This is a genomic window from Herbiconiux sp. (assembly GCF_004297105.1).
GTDB lineage: Bacteria > Actinomycetota > Actinomycetes > Actinomycetales > Microbacteriaceae > Herbiconiux.
In genome coordinates this window covers 74543-94407 of sequence record NZ_SCVE01000008.1, presented here as the reverse complement: position 1 = coordinate 94407, position 19865 = coordinate 74543, and the positions used below count along the sequence as shown (strand labels likewise).

Here is a 19865-nt window from a genome sequence, read left to right as displayed (position 1 = left end):
GTTAAGTTGCCTAGGCGTCCGCCCCGGCTCGCGACGACAGAGAGACATCCGTGCATTTTCTCGCCGTTCTCAGTATGAAGAACCGGGCGCTCATCGCCCTCGTCACGATCGTGGTCGCCGTGTTCGGCGGGCTCGCGCTCACGAGCCTCAAGCAGGAGCTCATCCCGTCGATCGACTTCCCGCAGCTCGCGGTGCTCACCACCTACCCCGGTGCGAGCCCCGAGGTCGTGAACGACGAGGTGTCGACGCCGATCGAGACCGCCATCCAGGGTGTCGAGGGTCTCGACACCACGAGTGCCACCTCCAGCACGAACCTCTCGATCATCTCCGCCACCTTCACCTACGGCACCGACCTCGCCACGGCCGAGCAGAAGATGACGCAGGCGATCAACCGCATCAAGTCGCAGCTGCCCGCCGACCTCGACCCGCAGGTGCTCTCGGGCAGCATCAACGACCTGCCCATCATCTCGATCGCCGTCACGGGGGAGGACTCGAAGACCCTCGCCCAGCAGCTCGATACCACCGCCGTGCCCGACCTGGAGGCGGTCGACGGCGTGCGCGCCGCCCAGGTGCTCGGCCAGGTGGGCCAGCGCGTCACCATCACACCCGCCCCCAGCGCGCTCGCCGTGACAGGAACCACCACCTCCGACATCACCGACGCGGTGAAGAACAACGGCGTGCTCATCCCCGCCGGAACCCTCACACAGGACGGCCAGAGCTACTCCGTGCAGGCGGGCGCCAAGCTCACCTCCACCGACGAGATCGCCGCGCTGCCGCTGCCCGCCGTGAACGACGACGGTTCTCCGGTGACCATCGGGCAGGTCGCATCCGTCGCCCTGGTCGACGACCCGGTGACCTCGATCTCGCGCGTCAACGGTCAGGATGCGCTCACCATCTCGGTCACCAAGGTTCCCTCGGCGAACACGGTCCAGGTCTCGCAGGGCGTGCGCGATCTTCTGCCGCAGCTCGAGTCGGCTCTGCCCGGGGCGACGTTCACCATCGTGTTCGACCAGGCGCCGTTCATCCAGCAGTCGATCGAGTCGCTCGCCACCGAGGGGCTGCTCGGACTGTTCTTCGCGGTGCTCGTGGTGTTCGTGTTCCTGCTGTCGATCCGGTCCACCATCGTCACGGCCATCTCGATCCCCACCTCGGTGCTCATCACGTTCATCGGCCTGCAGGCCGCGAACTACACCCTCAACATCATCACTCTCGGAGCGCTCACCATCGCGATCGGGCGCGTGGTCGACGACTCCATCGTGGTGATCGAGAACATCAAGAGGCACCTGTCATCGCTCGCGGGGGTGGAGCTCTCGCCGAAGGAGGCGGGGGCCGCGCGCGCCTCGCTGATCATCGATGCGGTGCGCGAGGTGGGCGGCGCCATCACGGCCTCCACCATCACCACGGTCGCGGTGTTCCTGCCGCTCGCCTTTGTGGGCGACACCACGGGCGAGCTCTTCCGGCCCTTCGCGCTCACGGTCACGATCGCGTTGCTCGCGTCGCTGCTCGTGGCGCTCACCATCGTTCCGGTGCTCGCCTACTGGTTCGTGCGCCCGCCCAAGGCGAAGACGACGGTTCCGGATGCGCACCCCCACGCCGGTGCGCCGGCCCCGGATGCGCAGACCGAGCTCGCCGCCGAGGGCGCGGGCGAGCATCCGCACGGCTCCCACGCCGGCGCTCTCGTGACGGGCGGCACGACTGCCGTGCCCACGACCGGCGTGCCCACGACCGCCGGGCCCGGCACCGCCGTCGCGCTGATCGAGCCGCCCACGCGACGCGCCCGCAACCACCGCGTCGACATCGAGGACGAGCCGCCCACCGCGCTCCAGCGCCGGTACCTCCCCATCATCGCCTGGACGCTCAAGCACTCCGTGGTCACCATCCTGATCGCCCTCGTGGTGCTGCTCGGCACGCTACCGCTCACGCTGCTCATGAAGACGAACTTCCTCGGTTCGAGCGGCCAGAACACCTTCACCGTGACGCAGACCGTGCCGGTGGGTTCGAGCCTCGACGCGCAGTCGGCCGCCGCGCAGCAGGTCGAGACCGCGCTCGAGGGCATCGACGGAATCGACACCGTGCAGCTCACCATCGGCTCGAGCGGCAGCTCGCTGCGCGACGCCTTCTCGGGCGGCGGCGACAGCGCTATCACGTACAACATCACCACCGCCGACGACGTCGACCAGGATGCGCTGCAGGACACGGTGCGCACCACGCTCGAGGCGATTCCGGATGTCGGCGCGATCTCGGTCTCCGCATCATCCGGTTTCGGCAGCTCCTCCGACATCGCCATCGATGTGCAGGCCACCAACCAGACCGATCTGGCCACCGCATCCGCAGCCGTGCTGGCGCAGATGCAAGGGCTCGATGCCGTCAAGCAGGCGTCGAGCAACCTGAGCGACTCGCGCCCCTACGTGCAGGTGGCGGTCGACCGGGATGCCGCAGCCCGCGCCGGGCTGAGCGAGGTGGTGGTGGGCGGCATCGTGTCGCAGGCCATGCAGCCCACGTCGGTGGGCTCGATCGTGATCGACGACACCAACTACACGATCTACATCACGTCGGCATCGCCCCCGGCGACGCAGGACGAGCTGGCGGCGCTGCAGATCCCGACCGCGGCCGGATTCGTGCGGCTCGACTCGATCTCCACGGTGTCGGTGGTCGACGGACCGGCCACGATCACCACGCAGAAGGGTGTTCGAACGGCCACCATCTCGGTGACGCCGAACAGCGAAGACCTGGGCACGGCGTCGTCGGAGGTGCAGCAGGGCCTCGACGAGGTGCAGCTGCCGGCCGGCGCCACGGCCACCGTGGGCGGGGTGGTCACCGATCAGTCGGACGCGTTCTCACAGCTCGGCATCGCATTGCTGATCGCGATCCTGATCGTCTACGTGGTGATGGTGGCCACGTTCAAGAGCCTGCTGCAGCCCATCCTGCTGCTCGTGTCGATCCCGTTCGCGGCTACGGGCGCCATCGCGCTGCAGGTCATCACGGGGATCCCGCTCGGCGTTCCGTCGATCATCGGTGTACTGATGCTGATCGGCATCGTGGTGACCAACGCCATCGTGCTCGTCGACCTCGTGAACCAGTACCGCACGAGAGGACTGCCTGTTCGGGAGGCGCTCGTCGAGGGTGCATCACGACGTCTGCGGCCCATCCTCATGACGGCGCTCGCCACGATCTTCGCGCTGCTGCCCATGGCCGTGGGCCTCACGGGCCACGGCGGGTTCATCTCGCAACCGCTCGCGATCATCGTGATCGGCGGCCTGGTCTCCTCCACCCTTCTCACCCTGATCGTGCTCCCGGTGCTCTACAACCTGGTCGAGGGCACCCGCGAACGCCGCCGCAACGCGCGCGAGGTGCGCTAGTCGCGCTTCGGCCCGTGCCGCTGTGCGGCGTAGCGGTTTCCCTGTGCGCGACGTCGTTCAGACACTGAACCCGACGCGTCCGGACCGTGTAACTATGCAAATGCGACACACCAACCCCATATAGGCCACCGGTCTGCTCTTTTCATATAGTTACACCGCCCCGCCACCCGTAACCAGCACCGTTACAGCGAGAGCGCCATGAAAATCAGCGCCAGCAGCGGGAACGTGCCCTGCACCGCCGCGGCGCGCAACCGCGAGCGCCCCGTGCTCAGCAGCACGAGGGCCGCGGCGAGCATCGATCCCACGGCGAGGAAGACGAGGGCGTAGCCGGGCTGGCGGGCATCCGTCCACAGCAGGATGACGCCCACGGCCGCGCCGATGGCGAGGAACAGGTTGTACCAGCCCTGGTTGTAGGCGAGGGGTGCGGTGGTGTCGGCATCGGCCTGGCTGGAGAGCCCGAAGATCTTCCACGTGGCGGGTTGCCGCCACCGGATGCTCTCCAGAACGAAGATGTACACGTGCACGAGGGCGGCGAGCCCGGCGAAGAGGGAAGCGACGATGGCCATGCGCTCAGCCTAGGGCGGCGTTCGGATCGAGGTCGCGCGATTGTGCCGTGATCCGCTCACGGCGCCGGGTTTGAGCGACCACGATCGTCACCCGCATAGGGTGGAGTGCGTCGACAGGAGCAGCATGACGAGGATCGCGGTCACCGGAGGAAGTGGGAAGCTCGGTCGCGCCGTGGTGCGCGAGCTGCTCGACAACGGGTACGAGGTGGTGAACCTCGATCAGGCGCCGTCGCCGCATCCGGATGCGCGTGCCTCCTTCGTGCGGGTCGACCTCACCGACTACGGCCAGGTGCTCGAAGCGCTCACCGCGGTCGATGACCGCTACGCGAGGATCGACGGCATCGCCCACCTCGCCGCCATCCCCGCGCCCGGCCTCACGACCAACTCGGCGACGTTCGCCAACAACGTGCCCACGAGCTACAACGTGTTCGCGGCCGCACAGGGCGCCGGTATCACGAACGTGGTGTGGGCCTCCAGCGAGACCGTGCTCGGTCTGCCGTTCGGCGAGAACCCGCCGCCGTCGTTCCCGGTCGACGAGGAGTACCCGGTGCGCCCCTCCACCACCTACTCGCTCGGCAAAGCGGTGGAGGAGGAGATGGCGCGGCACTTCACCCGCTGGAATCCCGACCTGAAGCTCATCGGTCTGCGCTTCTCGAACGTGATGGACGAGGCCGACTACGAGGCCTTCCCCGCCTTCGAAGACGACCCGGTGAGCCGTTCGTGGAACGCGTGGGGCTACATCGACGCGCGCGACGGCGCGCAAGCCGTTCGTCTCGCGCTCGAGAGCACCCTCACGGGGTTCGAGGCGTTCATCATCGCGGCCGCCGACACGGTCATGTCGACGCCGTCAGCCGAGCTGGCGGAGCGATTCTTTCCGCACGTCCCGTTCCGCCGCCCGGTCGAAGGCACCGAGACCCTGCTCGGCATCGACAAGGCCCGACGCCTGCTCTGGTTCGATCCGAAGCACAGCTGGCGCGGCTGACCCGCCGTCAGGACGCGGTCACGAGGGCCTTCTGCGTGATCGACAGCTCGCCGCTCGGCAACCACACGACGTCGATCTCGGCGTAGACGTCGTTGTCGGTGCTGCTCGTGGCGTCGACCGTCGACGGGTCGGCCGAACTACCGGCGCCCGAGACCACGGGATCGGCCTTGCGGTACACGCCCGAGACGGTGAGACCCGCGTCGGGGAATCCGGATGCGTCGACGCAGTCGGCCGTGTAGCCGCCGTCATCCTGCACCAGCACGAGACAGGGCTTGCCCGACTCGTCGCGCGCGGCGTAGAGCGGCGCGGGCCCGCTGAGCGCGCGGAACGTGCCGATGTCGAGCCAGGTGCTGTAGAGCAGCGCCGGAACGTCGGAGTCCTGCTGGGGCCGGGCGAGCACGTCGAGCGCCCAGGGGACGGCCGTGGGCCCGGGCGCGGTCGCATCGGTGGCGCCGCCGCCCTCGATCACTCCGCCGAACTGGTTGATCCCCGGGTCTCCGCCGTCGGCCGAGCCGCCGGTCGTTCCCCCATTTGCGGCGGAGGATCCCCCGGGGTGGTTCGCGGGCAGCACGACCGCCAGCGCGATCCCGGCACCGACCAGCACACCCACCAGACCGGCCGCGACGGGCACGGCCCATCGCGGCCTCCGCGCCGCACCCCACGCGTGCTCATTCAGCACCTGCGTCGATCCGTCGGCGTCGTCGTCGTCGGCTGATGCCGATGCCGATGCCGGTCCGGCTGCGGCGGAGCTGCTCGAGGACACGGTCGGGCCGAGGTGAGCGGGGCCCGCGGCCGTCTCGGTCACCGGAGGCGCCATCGCGATCGCGATCGCGCGGCCCATTGCCTCACGGTCGGCGCGCACCCGAGCGCGCAGCGCCGTGAGCGCGGCCGCGTCATCGGTCGCCGACTCCGGATGCGCCTCGCGCGAGTACATCCGCACCTCGAGCTCACCGATGCGCCGCAGCGGCGAGGGGGTGCCGTCGGGCGCGTCGGCATCCGGATGCGCGTACCACCAGAGCGCGTTCTCGAACCCCGCGCCGCCGGAGTACGCGGCGGCGAGCCGATCGTGCAGGGCTGCATCGGCGCGCGCCCGCTGGTAGATGTCGTCGCTCATGTGACCTATTCGTCGCCGATCAGCATATGCGCTGGTCGCCACCCCGAACAGGCCTCCCGCGGAGGCGTCAGGGGCCCTTCGGGTCGTCGCCCTCCAGGGGGGAGCGGTTCGCGACCGTGGGGTAGGCGCCCGTGAAGCCCGAGCGCGCCGCGGCGATCGCGGTGATGCGGTCGCGATACACGTACCAGCCCACGATCAGCAGCGGGATGATGATCACGAGCGACGCGATCGTGAAGGTTCCGGTGGGGAAGTCGAAGGCCATCAGCACGAGCACCGCCACCAGGAACGCCAGCGTGAGGTACGACGTGAACGGCGCCCCGAACAGCCGGAACTTCGGCCGCACGTACAGCCCCTTGTCGGCCAGCTTCTTGAACTTCATCTGGCAGAGCACGATGGTGCCCCAGCTCGAGACGATGCCGAGCGCCGCCACGTTGAGCACGATCTCGAAGGCCTGCGACGGCACCACGAAGTTGAGCCCCACACCGAGCAGCGCCACGGCCGACGTGAGCAGGATGCCGCCGAACGGCACTCCGCGCCGGTTGATCTTGCCGGTGAACTTCGGCGCGGCCCCCGAGCTCGACAGCGAGTGCAGGATGCGGCCGGTCGAGTAGAGGCCGGCGTTGAGGCTCGAGAGCGCGGCGGTGAGCACCACGAAGTTCATCGCCGACCCCGCGATGGCGGCCACCGTCGGGTTGCCGATGTGCGAGAAGAACGTGACGAACGGGCTCTCGGTGGCCATATAGGTCGACGCGGGAAGCAGCAGCGCCAGCAGCAGCACTGACCCGCAGTAGAAGACGGCGATGCGGATGACCACGCTGTTGATCGCGCGCGGCATGATCTTCTCGGGGTTGGCGGTCTCGCCGGCCGCCGTGCCCACGAGTTCGACACCCGCGTAGGCGAACACCACGCCCTGGATCATGACGACCGCCACCACCAGGGTGTTGATGCCGTTGGGGAACAGCCCGCCCTCGGCCACGATCATCGGGATGCCCGTCACGCCGACATCCGTCGGGAACGCGAACGCGAGGAACACCACACCGATGATCAGGAACGCCACGAGCGCCGCCACCTTGATGAGGGCGAACCAGAACTCCATCTCGCCGAACACCTTCACCGAGATCATGTTCGCGCCGAGCACGATCGCGAGCGCGATGAGTGCGAGCAACCACTGCGGCACATCCGTGAACAGGCTCCAGTACTGCACGTACACGGCCACCGCCGTGGAGTCGACGATGGCGGTCATCGCCCAGTTGAGGAAGTACATCCAGCCCGAGACGTAGGCCGCCTTCTCGCCATAGAACTCCCGCGCGTACGAGACGAAGGAACCGGATGACGGCCGATGCAGCACCAGCTCCCCGAGTGCCCGCAGGATGAGGAAGGCGAAGAACCCGCACACCGCGTAGTCGACCACGAGCAACGGTCCGGCCTCGTGCAGGCGCCCGCCCGCTCCGAGGAACAGGCCCGTGCCGATCGCGCCACCGATGGCGATCATCTGCAACTGCCGGGGCTTCAGCGACTTGTGGTAGCCCGCCTGCTCGCCGGAGAAGTCCTCCACGGCGGTGAGCCGATCGCCCAGCACCTCGCGCGGCGATTCCTCCGCATCCGCGATGTTCTCCTGGCCGGCCCCGTTGCCGTCGCTCGAATCGTTCCTCATGTCGCTCCCGCCCATGGTGCTCTCGTTTGCTTCGAAGAGACGCTACTCCCGACTCGTTTCCGACGCGTTACCTGGCAGGAATCTTCGAATCTGACCGATCGGCCAGGCGCTGACCGATCGGTCAGCCTAGGCTGAGAGCGTGCCCACCTCCTCCGCCCAGCCGATCCAGCGCGTCGTGAACGACGCCAGCGCCGAGCTGCGCCAGGTCGCGCTGCAGATGTTCGCCGAGAACGGCTACACGGGCACCAGCCTCCAGCAGATCGCGGATGCGGCGGGCTACTCGAAGTCGAGCGTGCTCTACCACTTCCGCTCCAAGGAGGCGCTCTTCGAGGCCGCTCTCGCTCCGGCGGTCGCCGAGCTCGACCAGTTCCTCGATTCGATCGTCGAGAAACTCACCTCCGATGTGAGGCGCGACGAGTTCGTGGTCGACTTCGTCGATCTGCTGCTCGAGCACCGGCTCGCCGCGCACATCATCATCAACCAGGGTCAGACCCTGAGCGACATCCCCATCATCGACCAAGCCCGCGGGCTCATCGAGCGCATCGGCGAGTCGTTCATGTCGGGGCTGCCGACCACGAAGCAGCGGATCCGTCTCGGTGTCGCGCTCGCCGGGGCCGCCTACATCCTGGTGGCATCGACCCCCACCCTTCTCGAAGGCGAAGACATCGTCGAGGTCAGAGAGGCCCTCATCGACGTCGTCACCGAACTGATCACCCCGCTGGCGGCAGAGCGGCGCCCCCAGACCGGGGCGTCGTCACCGAGCTGATCAGCCCACTACCGGCCTAGCCGTCGAAAGAACACCCCTAACCCGACGAACACCCCGAACACCGAGGAGCCTCTCCCGTGGCCACACTTCTCTACCGCATCGGCCGCTTCGCCTACCGGCGGGCCTGGTACGTCATCGTGGCCTGGGCCCTCGCGCTCGCCGCGGTGCTGGGCAGCGGTCTCGCGCTCGGCGGAGCGTTCCAGGAGAGCTTCACCATCCCGGGCACCGAGTCGCAGCAGACCATCGACAAGCTCGAGAACCTCTTCCCCTCGGCGGCCGGCGCTTCGGCCACGGTGATCGTGGTGGCACCCGACGGCACCACCGTGAACGACCCCACCGTGAAGCAGGAGATCACGGCGGTCTCCGATGACATCGGCACCATCGACCAGGTGGCGAGCACCGTCTCGCCCTACTCCGAGTACTCCACGAACGCCATCAGCGACGACCAGACCGCCGCCCGCATCACCGTCCAGTTCGACGGCGCGTCGACGGATGTCACCGACGCCACCCTCGAGCAACTCAAGGCCACCGGCGACTCCCTGATCGCCGACGGCATGACGGTGGCCTACGGCGGCCAGGTGTTCCAGAACACGACCTTCGGGCTCACTCCCACGGAGGGCCTCGGCGTGCTCTTCGCCGCCGTCGTACTCTTCGTCACCTTCGGCTCGCTCCTCGCGGCCGGCCTGCCGCTGCTCTCCGCACTGATCGGTGTGGGCCTCGGGGCCGGAGGCATCATGGTGGTGGCCGCATTCACGCCGGTCTCGAGCACCGCGCCGACGCTGGCCGTGATGATCGGGCTCGCGGTCGGCATCGACTACGCGCTCTTCATCCTGTCGCGGCACCGAAGTCAGCTCGCCCAGGGGATGGAACCGGAGGAGTCGGCCGCGCAGGCCGTGGCCACCGCCGGTGGCGCCGTGGTGTTCGCCGGCCTCACCGTGATCATCGCCCTGCTCGGGCTTCTCGTGGTGGGCATCCCGTTCCTCTCGGTGATGGGTGTGGGTGCGGCCTTCGCGGTGTTCGCGGCCGTGACGATCGCCATCACTCTGTTGCCCGCCATCATGGGGCTCGCGAAGCACCGGCTGGCACCGAAGCCCGGCTCGCGGGCCGCCCGCCGGGCGATCGCCGCGAGCTCGCACGACGACGACGGCGATGCCGGCGCGCAGGGCCACGCCGCGGCGTCCGGGGCCTCCCTCGGTGAGGCCTCCGGTGGAGCCTCCGGTGGAGCATCCGGTGAGCCCGCCGGCACGAAGGCCGCGCTCAAGCCCTCGCTCGGCGGGCGCTGGGTGGCGCTCATCGCCCGCGCGCCCATCGTGTTCGTGATCGCCGTGCTCGGCCTCGTGGGAGTGGCATCCATCCCCGCCTTCAGCCTCGATCTCAACCTGCCGACCGCCGCCACCGAGGCGAAGGACAGCCCCTCGCGCATCGCCTACGACACGATCGCCGAGAAGTTCGGGCCCGGGTACAACGGCACGATCGTGGTGGTGGCCGACATCACGCAGACCACCGCCATCCAGGACGACCTGGCGGGCATCCGCACCGAGCTCGAGTCGGTGGAGGGCGTGGCGACCGTCGGCCCCGGGATCCCCGACGAGACGCTCGACACCGCGATCTTCCAGGTGATCCCCACCACCGCCCCTGATTCACCGGACACGAAGGCGCTCGTCGAACGGCTCCGCGAGATGAAGGGCGACATCGAGGCCAAGTACGACGTCCCGTTCACCGTGAGCGGTCAGACGGCCGTGGCGATCGACGTCTCGAACCAGCTCACCGCCGCGCTGCTGCCCTTCGGGATCCTCGTGGTGGGGCTCTCGATCATTCTTCTCGCGATGGTGTTCCGCTCCATCGCGGTGCCGATCAAGGCGGCGCTCGGGTTCGTGCTCTCGGTGGGTGCCTCCTTCGGTGTCTCGGTGGCCGTGTTCCAGTGGGGCTGGCTGAACGACGTGCTCAACGTTCACGCCACCGGTCCGATCATCAGCTTCCTGCCGATCCTTCTCATGGCCATCCTCTTCGGGCTGGCCATGGACTACGAGGTGTTCCTCGTCTCCGGCATGCGCGAGGAGTACGTGAGATCGAAGGATGCGAAACGTGCCGTGCGCATCGGCTTCCAGCACGGCGCCCGGGTGGTGACGGCGGCGGCGCTCATCATGTTCTTCGTGTTCTTCGCCTTCGTGCCCGAGGGCGACGGGGCCATCAAGGCCATCGCGCTGGCGCTCGCCGTCGGTGTGTTCGTCGATGCCTTCCTCGTGCGCATGACGCTCGTGCCCGCTGTGATGTTCCTGCTCGGCGACCGGGCCTGGTACCTGCCGAAGTGGCTCGGCCGTATCCTCCCCGATGTCGACGTGGAGGGCGAGAGCCTGCGCGAGCACATCGAGGAGCGCGAGTGGGCTCGCGCCCATCTCGGCGCCGCGGCCACGGCCGAAGACCTCGTGGTGGAGGGCGCCGGCGCACCGGTGTCGTTCTCCGTGGAGCCGGGCACCGTCGCGGTGGTCACCGGCGAGACGGCAGCTCGCCGTCTGCTCGGCGCCGCCCTCGCCGGACGGATCGCGCCCGCATCCGGTCACCTGCAGGTGCTCGGCTACTGCCTGCCCTCCGAGGCCCGGCCGGTCGCGAAGCGGGTCACCCTCATCGACCTCGAGTCGCGGCGGCTCGATGTGACCACCACGGTGGGGGATGCTCTGAACGAGCGGTTCGCGCTGGCCCGGTCGTTCGTGCAGCGGGTTCCGCGCGGCGAGGCCGACCAGCTCGTCGCCCGCATCAACCGGGCGCTCGCCGGAGCACCCGATGAGGTGCCGATCGACATCCATCGCACGCTCGGCGAGCTCTCACCGCTCGCGCTCGCGCTGCTCCACGTCGCCTTCGGCGTGGCCGACGGTGCGGAGATGCTCGTGATCGACGCCGGCGACGGCGAGTTCGCCGACCCCTCCACTCCGGCGTTCGCCGCGGCGGTGACGAGCATCGCGGATGCCTCCACCACCGTGGTGCTGGGGCTGGCCTCCGAGCCGGGCAGCCATGCCTCGACCGTGGGCGACCGCGCTCTCACGCGGATCGACCTGTCCCTTTCATCCTCCCTCTCGTCCACCCCGGAAGGAGGCCTCCGATGAGCGCCTCGACCTCGACCCCCACTCCCCGCATGCGCCGGCGCACCAAGATCGTTCTGCTCGTGCTCACGGTGCTGGCCGTCGCCTTCACCCCGCTCGCGGTCAACGGCCTGTTCGCCGGCGCGCTCGCGAACGCCGACACGAGCCTCTCGAGCATCCCGGCCGCCATCGTGAACAACGACACGATGACCACCACCACGAATGCCGACGGCACCCAGACCGTCAACTTCGCGGGCCGCGCCGTGGTCACCGAGCTCACGGGCAACGACTCGGGGTTCGACTGGAACCTCACCAACTCGGATGACGCGGCCGCCGGCCTCGCGAACGGCACCTACTACGCGGTGCTCACCATCCCGGAGGACTTCTCCGCCACCATCAACACCCTCGGCACCACGACCCCTGAGCAGGGGCTCATCGACATCCGCACGGATGACTCGCACGGCTACCTCTCGGGCATCGTGGCGAGCACCGTGGCCTCGGCGGTGCAGGCGGGCTTCGGTCAGACCGTCACGGCCCAGGTGGTGAACGGCATCTACACGAGCTTCGGCACCGTGGGCACGAGCCTCTCGGATGCCGCGAACGGTGCGACGCAGCTCGCCACCGGTGCCGACGGACTCGCCACAGGGTCGTCGCAGCTGGCCGACGGATTGAACCAGCTCGGCACCGGTGCGGCCTCGGCCGCGTCGGGTGCGTCGCAACTGTCGGACGGGCTCGGGCAGCTGAGCACGGGCGCGGCGTCGGCCGCATCCGGGGCGAGCGAGCTGAGCTCGGGACTGAAGACGTACACGGACGGAGTCACATCGGTTTCGGGCGGTCTCGGCGAGTTGGCGACCGGCAGCACCGGCCTCGGCACGTTGTCGAGCGGGATCTCCACCTACACACAGGGTGTCACGGGCACGTCTGCCCAACTCAATGCCTTGGTGGCGCAAGCCAAGGCAGACCCTGGCGCTCCGATCAGTTCCATCGTGGATCAGCTCACGACGGTCTCCACTCAACTGGGAGGTATCGCCGGTCAGGGCGACAAGCTCGCCGCCGGAGCTGCGGGACTCCCGCAGCTCGAGTCCGGCATCGCGGCCGCCGCGTCCGGCGCGAGCCAGCTCGCGGCCGGCGGCCCGGCGCTCGCCGACGGCGCCGCGCAGCTCGACTCGGGTGTCGGCCAGCTCGCCTCGGGTCTCGCGGCCACCGTGCCCGGCGCACAGGAGCTGTCGAGCGGGGTGGGGCAGCTCGCATCCGGAGTGCAGCAGACGGTGCCGGGAGCCCAGCAGCTCTCGAGCGGTGCGACGCAGCTCGGTGACGGTGCACAGACCCTCGCGAGCGGACTCCAGTCGGGAGCCGATCAGCTCGGCGCGAACGTCTCGAGCGACACCTCTGCGGCCTCCGACGTGATCGCCGAGCCCGTGAAGGTCGACGTGTCGACCGAGAACCAGGTGTCGAGCATCGGTCAGGTGATCTCCATCCTCATGCTGCCGACCGCGCTCTGGATCGGTGCCCTCGCCCTCTTCCTCTGGATGCGTCCGTTCTCGCGGGCGGTGCTGGCCAGTTCGGCCACCACGGCTCGGCTCACCGTGCGCACCTTCTTGCGGGCATCCGGTATCGCGGCCGCGCAGGTCGTGCTGCTGGTGGCGTTCTTGCACCTGGTGCTGGGGGTGGCGTGGAGCTCGTTCCCGGCCACGCTCGGGTTCTCGCTCATCGTGGCGCTCGCGTTCACGGCGTTCCACCAGCTGCTCAGCACGGCCTTCGGCCGGGTGGGTGCGATCGTCTCGCTGGTGCTGCTGGCTCTCCAGCTGGCCTCGACGGGTGGACTGTACCCGGCGGAGATCCTCTCCGGGCCGTTCCAGGCGATCAACTCGGTGAGTCCGCTCGCGTATGCCGTTTCGGGCATACAGGCGATCCTGACGGGCGGCGACGCGTCGGTCGTGCTGAATGCCGCGCTCGTGATGGGTGGGATGCTCGTGGTCAGTGTGCTGCTCTCGGGCGTCGCCCTCGCGCGCCGCCGCCGTCCGGTGGAACTGGGATGGGTCGTCCCGGCCCGCCGCCGGGCCGCCGCGCGTTCTCCGAAGCCGCTCTCTCCGAAACTCTCGTAACGGGGTCGTGGCCGCACCTGCGGACGACTCGATGGTGCGGCGGGCAGGCATAGGCTTGGACGAATGATGACCGTGCTGCGCGAGAGGTTCCCCTGGGGGCTGCTCGTGGGGATCGTGTGCATCGGGTTCATCCTGCGCGGGCCGATCGTGGCGGTGGCCCCGATCACGGGCGAGATCAGCGCCGACCTGTCGATGACGGCGGCGCAGGCCGGACTGCTCACGAGCCTCCCGGTGCTGTGCTTCGCGCTGATGACGCCCTTCGCGTCGCTCTTCGTGGGCAAGGCGGGCGCCAACGTCGCCACGTCGATCGCGATCGTCGGTGTGGGGGTCGGGTCGATCATCCGCTCGGCCGGCGGCGTCGAGGCGACCTTCGCCGGAACGATCATCATGGGCGCGTTCATCACGATCGGCAACGTGGTGATCCCCGTGATCATCCGCCGCGACATACCGACCGAGCGTGTGGGAATCGTCACGGGCGCCTATACCTCGGCGATGAACGTGAGCTCGATGATCACGTCGCTCGCCACCGTGCCGCTGGCTGTGGCCTTCGGCTGGCGGGGAGCGCTGCTGGCGTGGCTCGGCTTCGTGGTTCTCGCCGCGATCGCGTGGTTCGGTGCGATTGGGCCACGGCGCGCGTTCCACTGGGGCCCGGTGCGGCCGGCCATCGAGACCGGCGCCGTCGACACGATCGTGATCGACACCCGCGGGATCCCGCTCGCCGCTCCTGAGCCGCGCACGTGGCGCAATCTCTCGGCCGTGTTCCTCGCGCTCGCGTTCGCGGGCCAGGCGTTCTCGTACTACGGGCTCACCGCCTGGTTCCCCACCATCCTGGAGCAGGAAGTGGGCTATTCGGCCGCGACGGCGGGGTCGAGCTCATCGATCTTCCAGATCGCCGCGGTGGTGGGTGCGCTCGGGGTGCCACTGATCTCGAAGCGGCTCGGCATTCCGAAGACGTTCATCGGCGTGGCGGTGCTGTGGATCAGCTTCCCGCTCGGCATGATCCTCGCCCCGCAGGCGTGGCCGGCGTGGGGATTCCTCGGGGGTGTCGCCCAGGGTGGCGGCATCACGATCGTGTTCATGCTCATCGTGCAGCTCGCGATGACCGGAACCCACGCCCGTCGCCTCTCCGCGATGGTGCAGGGCGTCGGCTACGCCCTCGGTGCCACCGCCCCCACCCTCATCGGCGCCGTGCACGACGCCACCGGCACCTGGACGCTCCCCATCGGCGTGGTGCTGATCGCCACCCTCGTCTTCACCGCCAGCGGTCTCGCCGGCGCCCTCCGCGCCACGGGCCCCCGAGGGCGCCCGGCCGGCCGCTGACCCGCCTGGCCGAACCACCGCAGCAGACGCAGCAGAATAGATCCCATGCAGTTCAGGATCTTCACCGAGCCCCAGCAAGGCGCCTCCTACGACGATCTGCTCGCGGTGGCTCAGGCCACCGAGGCGCTCGGCTTCGACGCGTTCTTCCGCTCCGACCACTACATGCGCATGGGTGACGGCGATCCGGGCCCCGGACCCACCGATGCCTGGACGACGCTCGCCGGCCTCGCCCGCGAGACCCGGCGCATCCGCCTCGGCACCCTCGTCTCGTCGGTCACCTACCGCTATCCGGGCATCCTCGCCATCCAGGTGGCGCAGGTCGACCAGATGTCGGGCGGCCGCGTCGAGTTGGGCCTCGGCACCGGATGGTTCGAAGCCGAGCACAAGGCGTACGGCATCCCGTTTCCGCCCAAGCGCTTCGACCTGCTCGAGGAGCAGCTCGAGATCGTGACGAGCCTCTGGGCCACCGAACCCGGCGAGACCTACTCGTTCACGGGAGAGCACTACACGCTCGAGAACTCGCCGGCGCTGCCGAAGCCCGTGCAGTCGCCGCTGCCCGTGATCGTCGGAGGCAAGGGCACGAAGCGCACCCCGCAGCTGGCCGCCCGCCACGCGACGGAGTTCAACATCCCCTTTCCCGACCCGGGCACGGTTCCGGGCCTGTTCGAGAACGTGCGCCGTGCCTGTGCCGATTTCGGGCGCGACCCCGACGACATCGTGTACTCGGCGGCATTCGTGGCCGCGACGGGAGCGGATGAGGCATCCTTCGTGCGCCGTGCCGCCGCCATCGGGCGCGAGCCGGCCGAGCTGCGGGTCAACGGGCTGGCGGGCACCGCATCCGAGGTGGTCGACAAGCTCGGCGCCTTCCGAGAGCAGGGCGGAGAGCGCGTGTACCTGCAGATCCTCGACCTGCACGACCTCGACCACCTCGACTTCATCGCCCGCGAGGTCATCCCGCAGCTCGCCGACTAGCACCCCCCCCCGCTCGCCCCTGCCCGTCCCAGATCCGTCACTTTTGGCGCGAAATCTCCGAATTTCGCGCCAAAACTGACGGATCCAACGGGGGAGGTGCTCCGCGTTCGTCACTTTTTGCGCGAAATCGTCGAGATTCGCGCAAAAAGTGACGGATCTGGCCACAAGGGCGGGGCGTCACCGTCTGTTCACCTGCGCGTCGACCGGCGGGCGTACGCTGCTGCGCGTGACGGTACTTTTCGGGGGCGGGCCCCTGCCGACCGGGCTCGACGAGATGCTCGGCTACACGGTACGCGACGATGATGACGACGATCCGGTGCTCATCCGCACCGACGGCACCGCGGTCGACACCTGGCGCGAGGGCTACCCCTACGACCACCGGATGGATCGCACCGAGTACGAGGCCTCGAAGCGCCTGCTCCAGATCGAGCTGCTGAAGCTGCAGAACTGGATCAAGCGTGACGGCCGCCGCCTCGTGATCGTGTTCGAGGGCCGCGACGCCGCCGGCAAGGGCGGCACCATCAAGCGCTTCACCGAGCACCTCAACCCACGCGGTGCTCGCGTGGTGGCGCTCGAGAAGCCCACCGAGCGCGAGTCGGGCCAGTGGTACTTCCAGCGCTACGTGCAGCACCTGCCCGCGGCCGGCGAGATCGTGCTCTTCGACCGCTCCTGGTACAACCGGGCGGGCGTCGAGCGGGTGATGGGCTTCTGCAGCGACGCCGAGTACGAGGAGTTCATGCGGCAGGTGCCGATGTTCGAGAGCATGCTCACGGGCGACGGAATCGATCTCGTGAAGCTCTGGTTCTCGGTCTCGGCCGACGAGCAGAAGACGCGCTTCGCCATCCGCATGGTCGACCCGGTGCGCCAGTGGAAGCTCTCACCCATGGACCTCGAGTCGCTCGACAAGTGGGGCCGCTACACCGAGGCCAAGGAGGCCATGTTCGCGGCCACCGACACCGCCACGGCGCCCTGGACGGTCGTGAAGAGCAACGACAAGAAGCGCGCCCGCCTCGAGGCGATGCGCTCGGTGCTCGGCCTCTTCGACTACGCCGACAAAGACCCCGAGATCGCGATCCCCGCCGATCCGCTCATCGTGGGATCGGCCGCCGAGGTCTACGAACGCGGCGAGAACCGCATCGCCACGCGCGAACCGTCCGAGGATCGCGAGCCGCGCGACGACGATGGCGTCCGCGGCAGCCGCCCCGACGACGGCTCCGGCGTATGACCTCGCGCGTGCACGTGCGCTGGGTGCCGGTCGAGCCCGGCCCGGCCGACGTGCACGCCCTGCTCCCGCTCCTGTCTCCGGCCGAGCGTCTCCGCTTCGACGAGACGCCGGATGCGGCCGCCGCCACCCGTTTCGCGGTCGGCCGTGCCGCCCTCCGGATGCTCGTGGCCGAACTGCTCACGGAGAAGGCGCGCTCGCGCGACGAGGCGGCCCCTGCAGTCGCAGCCGCCGACATCCTCGTGACCGCGACCTGCCCGCAGTGCGGCGGACCACACGGTCGGCCGATCGTCGAGGCGCCGTCGCGCAAGGGCAAGCCCGTGAGCGTGAGCATCGCGCACTGCCGCAGCGGCGTCGCGGTCGCCGCCAGCTGGAACGGTGCCATCGGCATCGACGTGGAAGTAGCGGATGTCCCGGCCGAGACGCTCGAGTCGATCTGCACCCTGGTGCCGCCCGCATCCCGCCCCGCTGGCCGGCGGTGGGAGCCGGTTCAGCACTGGACGCGGGTGGAGGCGGTACTCAAGGCCGATGGCCGCGGGCTGCTCGTCGATCCCGCCGAGGTGAAGGTCGAGGCCCATGACGGCCTCGTCACCGCCGAGCTCACGACGCAGTACGTGCTCGCCGAGCTGCGGGTCGACCCCGAGGTGCGCGGCAGCGTCGCCATCGAGGTGCGCGAGGGCAAGAAGGCGAAGGCGCCGCTCGTGGGCTGGAGACGGCTCGAGCTCGACCAGCTCGCCGTCGCGGCTCCCCAGCCGTCCTGACCCGGCCCGCCGCGGGTTCGTTCTACACTTCTCGCGAGAGCCGAACACCGGCGCAGAGGGAGTGGCATGGTCGACGCGATGGATGCGCGCATCCGCAAGACCGAGGTACTGCTGGCCGAGACCGAAGCGGTCGAACAGCACGACGTGATCTGGGGCGCCCCGGTTGCACGCACGGTGCCGCTCGTCAGCTCGACGGGCCCGGTCGACATCGGCATCTGGGAGCTGCGCGAGGGTGCCGCCCGTGATGTGGAGGTCGACGAGCTCTTCGTGGTGCTGGCCGGCCGTGCCCTCCTCACGATCAACGACGGCACACCCCGCGAGATCGTGCCGGGTGACGTGGTGCAGCTCGCGGAGGGCGACGCCACGACCTGGGTCGTGCACGAGTACCTCCGCAAGGTCTACATCATCACCGGCGCAGGGCCGAGCTGATGGGCGTGCCCACCGCCTACGGCCCCTCGACCCCGGTCGATTCGCGGCTCGTCGACCGCTCTCTGGCGCACGTGCGGCCCCGCTCCTTCTGGCTCGACAGCACGCCCGACCCCGACGGGACGAGCTCGCGCGGCAGCGATGCATCCGGTCTCCGCCATGCCGACCTGATCGTGGTGGGCGGTGGCTACACCGGGCTGTGGGCGGCGCTGCAGGCCAAGGAGCGCGACCCCTCCCGCACCGTCGTGCTGCTCGAGGCCGTCACCATCGCCTGGGCCGCCAGTGGCCGCAACGGTGGATTCTGCGACGCGAGCCTCACCCACGGCGACGAGAACGGCAAGCGCCACTTCGCCGACGACCTCGACACCCTGAAGAGGCTCGGGCTCGAGAACTTCTCGGCCATGCGCGACACGATCGAGCGCTACGGGATCGACGCCGAGTGGGAAGACGTGGGCATGCTCCAGGTCGCCACGGAGCCCCACCAGATCGCGTTCATCGAGGAGCTGGCCGCCGACAACGGCGAGGTGTTCCTCGACGCAGAGGCCACCCGGGCGCTCGTCGACTCGCCGCTTTACCGGGCGGGGGTTCACCTGCGCGAGGGCATCTCCCTGGTGCATCCGGTGAAGCTGGCACAGGGGCTGCGGAGGGCGTGCGAGTCGCTCGGCGTCGAGATCCACGAGCACACGCGGGCCACCGGCCTGCGCCGCTCGGGCGATGGCTCGATGGTGGTGCAGACGGATGCGGGCGAGTACACCGCGCCCCGCGTCGCGTTGGCCACGAACGGCTTCCGCTCGCTGGTGCGCCGCGCCGACTTCCTGGTGGTGCCCGTGTACGACTACGCGCTCATGACCGAGCCGCTCTCGGCCGAGCAGCTGGGCCGCATCGGGTGGCAGGGCCGTCAGGGCATCGGCGACTCCTCGCGCCAGTTCCACTACTACCGGCTCTCCGCCGACAACCGTGTGCTGTTCGGCGGGTACGACGCGATCTACCACCGGGGTGGCCGCATCCGGAACAGTCAGGATCAGCGGCCCGCCACGTTCCGCCTGCTCGCCGACCATTTCTTCCGCACCTTCCCGCAGCTCGACGACGTCGACTTCAGCCACGCCTGGGGCGGGGCGATCGACATGTCGACGAAGCTCGTGGCGCACATCAGCACGGCGTACGGCGGCCAGGTCGCCTATGCGGCGGGCTACACGGGTCTCGGGGTCGCGTCGACGCGGGTGGGCGCGCAGACCATGCTCGATCTGCTCGACGGCCGCGACACCGAGCTCACCCAGATGCCCATGGCCCGGAAGCTGCCGTTCCCCATCCCGCCGGAGCCGATCGCGTATCCCGCGATCCAGGTGGCGCGGGCCGCGGTGGCGCGCTCCGACGAGAACGGAGGGCGCGACGGGCTGCTGCTGCGCGCCATGGGCGCCTTCGGCATCGGCTTCGACACCTAGGGGGCGGTTTCCGCGCCGAAATGCATAAGAAAAGGCACCTATGTCGACACTATGTCGATGAAGGTGCCTTTTCTTATGCAGTTCCGCGGCAACCCGCCC

Annotated in this window: 14 protein-coding genes; 11 read left to right on the top strand and 3 right to left on the bottom strand. The window is 69.2% G+C overall.

Annotation, left to right across the window (positions count from 1 at the left end; all coding sequences use genetic code 11):
• The first annotated feature begins 50 nt into the window (after window positions 1-50).
• Complete coding sequence (locus EPO52_RS04980; protein WP_290802782.1) at window positions 51-3359, top strand: efflux RND transporter permease subunit; 3309 nt, start codon at window positions 51-53, stop codon at window positions 3357-3359.
• Window positions 3360-3541: 182 nt separating this feature from the next.
• On the opposite strand, the gene EPO52_RS04975 is transcribed toward EPO52_RS04980, so the two are convergent.
• Window positions 3542-3925, bottom strand: a complete 384-nt coding sequence (locus EPO52_RS04975) for a DUF1304 domain-containing protein (protein WP_290802780.1) — start codon at window positions 3923-3925, stop codon at window positions 3542-3544.
• Window positions 3926-4049: 124 nt separating this feature from the next.
• Here EPO52_RS04975 and EPO52_RS04970 point away from each other — a divergent pair, with 124 nt between their 5' ends.
• The gene (locus EPO52_RS04970) at window positions 4050-4907 is read left to right on the top strand and encodes an NAD(P)-dependent oxidoreductase (RefSeq protein ID WP_290802779.1); all 858 of its coding nucleotides are present in this window, start codon (window positions 4050-4052) and stop codon (window positions 4905-4907) included.
• Window positions 4908-4914: 7 nt separating this feature from the next.
• Here the strand turns inward: EPO52_RS04970 and EPO52_RS04965 are convergent, their stop codons facing one another.
• Both EPO52_RS04965 and EPO52_RS04960 read right to left on the bottom strand, forming a co-directional pair.
• On the bottom strand, window positions 4915-6021 hold the full coding sequence (locus EPO52_RS04965; RefSeq protein WP_290802777.1) for a hypothetical protein: 1107 nt from the start codon (window positions 6019-6021) through the stop codon (window positions 4915-4917).
• Window positions 6022-6088: 67 nt separating this feature from the next.
• Window positions 6089-7675 carry an amino acid permease gene (locus EPO52_RS04960; RefSeq protein ID WP_290802775.1) on the bottom strand — a complete coding sequence of 529 codons (1587 nt, stop codon included), beginning with the start codon at window positions 7673-7675 and terminating at the stop codon, window positions 6089-6091.
• A gap of 139 nt (window positions 7676-7814) precedes the next feature.
• Between EPO52_RS04960 and EPO52_RS04955 the strand changes: the two genes are divergently transcribed.
• From EPO52_RS04955 to EPO52_RS04915, 9 genes are all read left to right on the top strand, one after another.
• A complete protein-coding gene (locus EPO52_RS04955; protein WP_290802773.1) occupies window positions 7815-8441 on the top strand; it encodes a TetR/AcrR family transcriptional regulator in 627 nt (208 codons plus the stop codon).
• Between the two features lie 77 nt (window positions 8442-8518).
• Window positions 8519-11542, top strand: coding sequence for an MMPL family transporter (locus EPO52_RS04950; protein ID WP_290802771.1), 3024 nt, complete (start codon window positions 8519-8521; stop codon window positions 11540-11542).
• Window positions 11539-13623, top strand: a complete 2085-nt coding sequence (locus EPO52_RS04945; RefSeq protein ID WP_290802768.1) for a YhgE/Pip domain-containing protein — start codon at window positions 11539-11541, stop codon at window positions 13621-13623. Before EPO52_RS04950 ends, EPO52_RS04945 begins: the two co-directional genes overlap by 4 nt.
• A 63-nt stretch (window positions 13624-13686) precedes the next feature.
• Window positions 13687-14943, top strand: a complete 1257-nt coding sequence (locus tag EPO52_RS04940; protein WP_290802766.1) for an MFS transporter — start codon at window positions 13687-13689, stop codon at window positions 14941-14943.
• A 45-nt stretch (window positions 14944-14988) separates the two neighbouring features.
• Window positions 14989-15915 (top strand): LLM class F420-dependent oxidoreductase, encoded by a 927-nt coding sequence (locus EPO52_RS04935; RefSeq protein ID WP_290802763.1) that lies wholly within the window; start codon window positions 14989-14991, stop codon window positions 15913-15915.
• Window positions 15916-16189: 274 nt separating this feature from the next.
• Window positions 16190-17140: a polyphosphate kinase 2 gene (ppk2, locus tag EPO52_RS04930; RefSeq protein ID WP_290803068.1), complete on the top strand. Its 951-nt coding sequence runs from the start codon at window positions 16190-16192 to the stop codon at window positions 17138-17140.
• Entirely contained in the window at window positions 17137-17898 is a 762-nt protein-coding gene (locus EPO52_RS04925; RefSeq protein ID WP_290802760.1) for a hypothetical protein, read from the top strand. The genes ppk2 and EPO52_RS04925 overlap by 4 nt, the downstream gene beginning before the upstream one ends.
• 66 nt (window positions 17899-17964) lie before the next feature.
• The gene (locus EPO52_RS04920; protein ID WP_290802757.1) at window positions 17965-18327 is read left to right on the top strand and encodes a cupin domain-containing protein; all 363 of its coding nucleotides are present in this window, start codon (window positions 17965-17967) and stop codon (window positions 18325-18327) included.
• Window positions 18327-19766: an FAD-dependent oxidoreductase gene (locus EPO52_RS04915; RefSeq protein WP_290802754.1), complete on the top strand. Its 1440-nt coding sequence runs from the start codon at window positions 18327-18329 to the stop codon at window positions 19764-19766. The genes EPO52_RS04920 and EPO52_RS04915 overlap by 1 nt, the downstream gene beginning before the upstream one ends.
• Window positions 19767-19865: the final 99 nt, after the last annotated feature.

Excerpts from the sequence above, each read along its gene's own strand:
- EPO52_RS04975 (WP_290802780.1), bottom strand. The coding sequence starts at position 3,925 with ATGGCCATCGTCGCTTCCCTCTTCGCCGGGCTCGCCGCCCTCGTGCAC.
- EPO52_RS04970 (WP_290802779.1), top strand. The coding sequence starts at position 4,050 with ATGACGAGGATCGCGGTCACCGGAGGAAGTGGGAAGCTCGGTCGCGCC.
- EPO52_RS04965 (WP_290802777.1), bottom strand. The coding sequence starts at position 6,021 with ATGAGCGACGACATCTACCAGCGGGCGCGCGCCGATGCAGCCCTGCAC.
- EPO52_RS04960 (WP_290802775.1), bottom strand. The coding sequence starts at position 7,675 with ATGAGGAACGATTCGAGCGACGGCAACGGGGCCGGCCAGGAGAACATC.
- EPO52_RS04945 (WP_290802768.1), top strand. The coding sequence starts at position 11,539 with ATGAGCGCCTCGACCTCGACCCCCACTCCCCGCATGCGCCGGCGCACC.
- EPO52_RS04940 (WP_290802766.1), top strand. The coding sequence starts at position 13,687 with ATGATGACCGTGCTGCGCGAGAGGTTCCCCTGGGGGCTGCTCGTGGGG.
- EPO52_RS04935 (WP_290802763.1), top strand. The coding sequence starts at position 14,989 with ATGCAGTTCAGGATCTTCACCGAGCCCCAGCAAGGCGCCTCCTACGAC.
- ppk2 (WP_290803068.1), top strand. The coding sequence starts at position 16,190 with ATGCTCGGCTACACGGTACGCGACGATGATGACGACGATCCGGTGCTC.
- EPO52_RS04925 (WP_290802760.1), top strand. The coding sequence starts at position 17,137 with ATGACCTCGCGCGTGCACGTGCGCTGGGTGCCGGTCGAGCCCGGCCCG.
- EPO52_RS04920 (WP_290802757.1), top strand. The coding sequence starts at position 17,965 with ATGGTCGACGCGATGGATGCGCGCATCCGCAAGACCGAGGTACTGCTG.
- EPO52_RS04915 (WP_290802754.1), top strand. The coding sequence starts at position 18,327 with ATGGGCGTGCCCACCGCCTACGGCCCCTCGACCCCGGTCGATTCGCGG.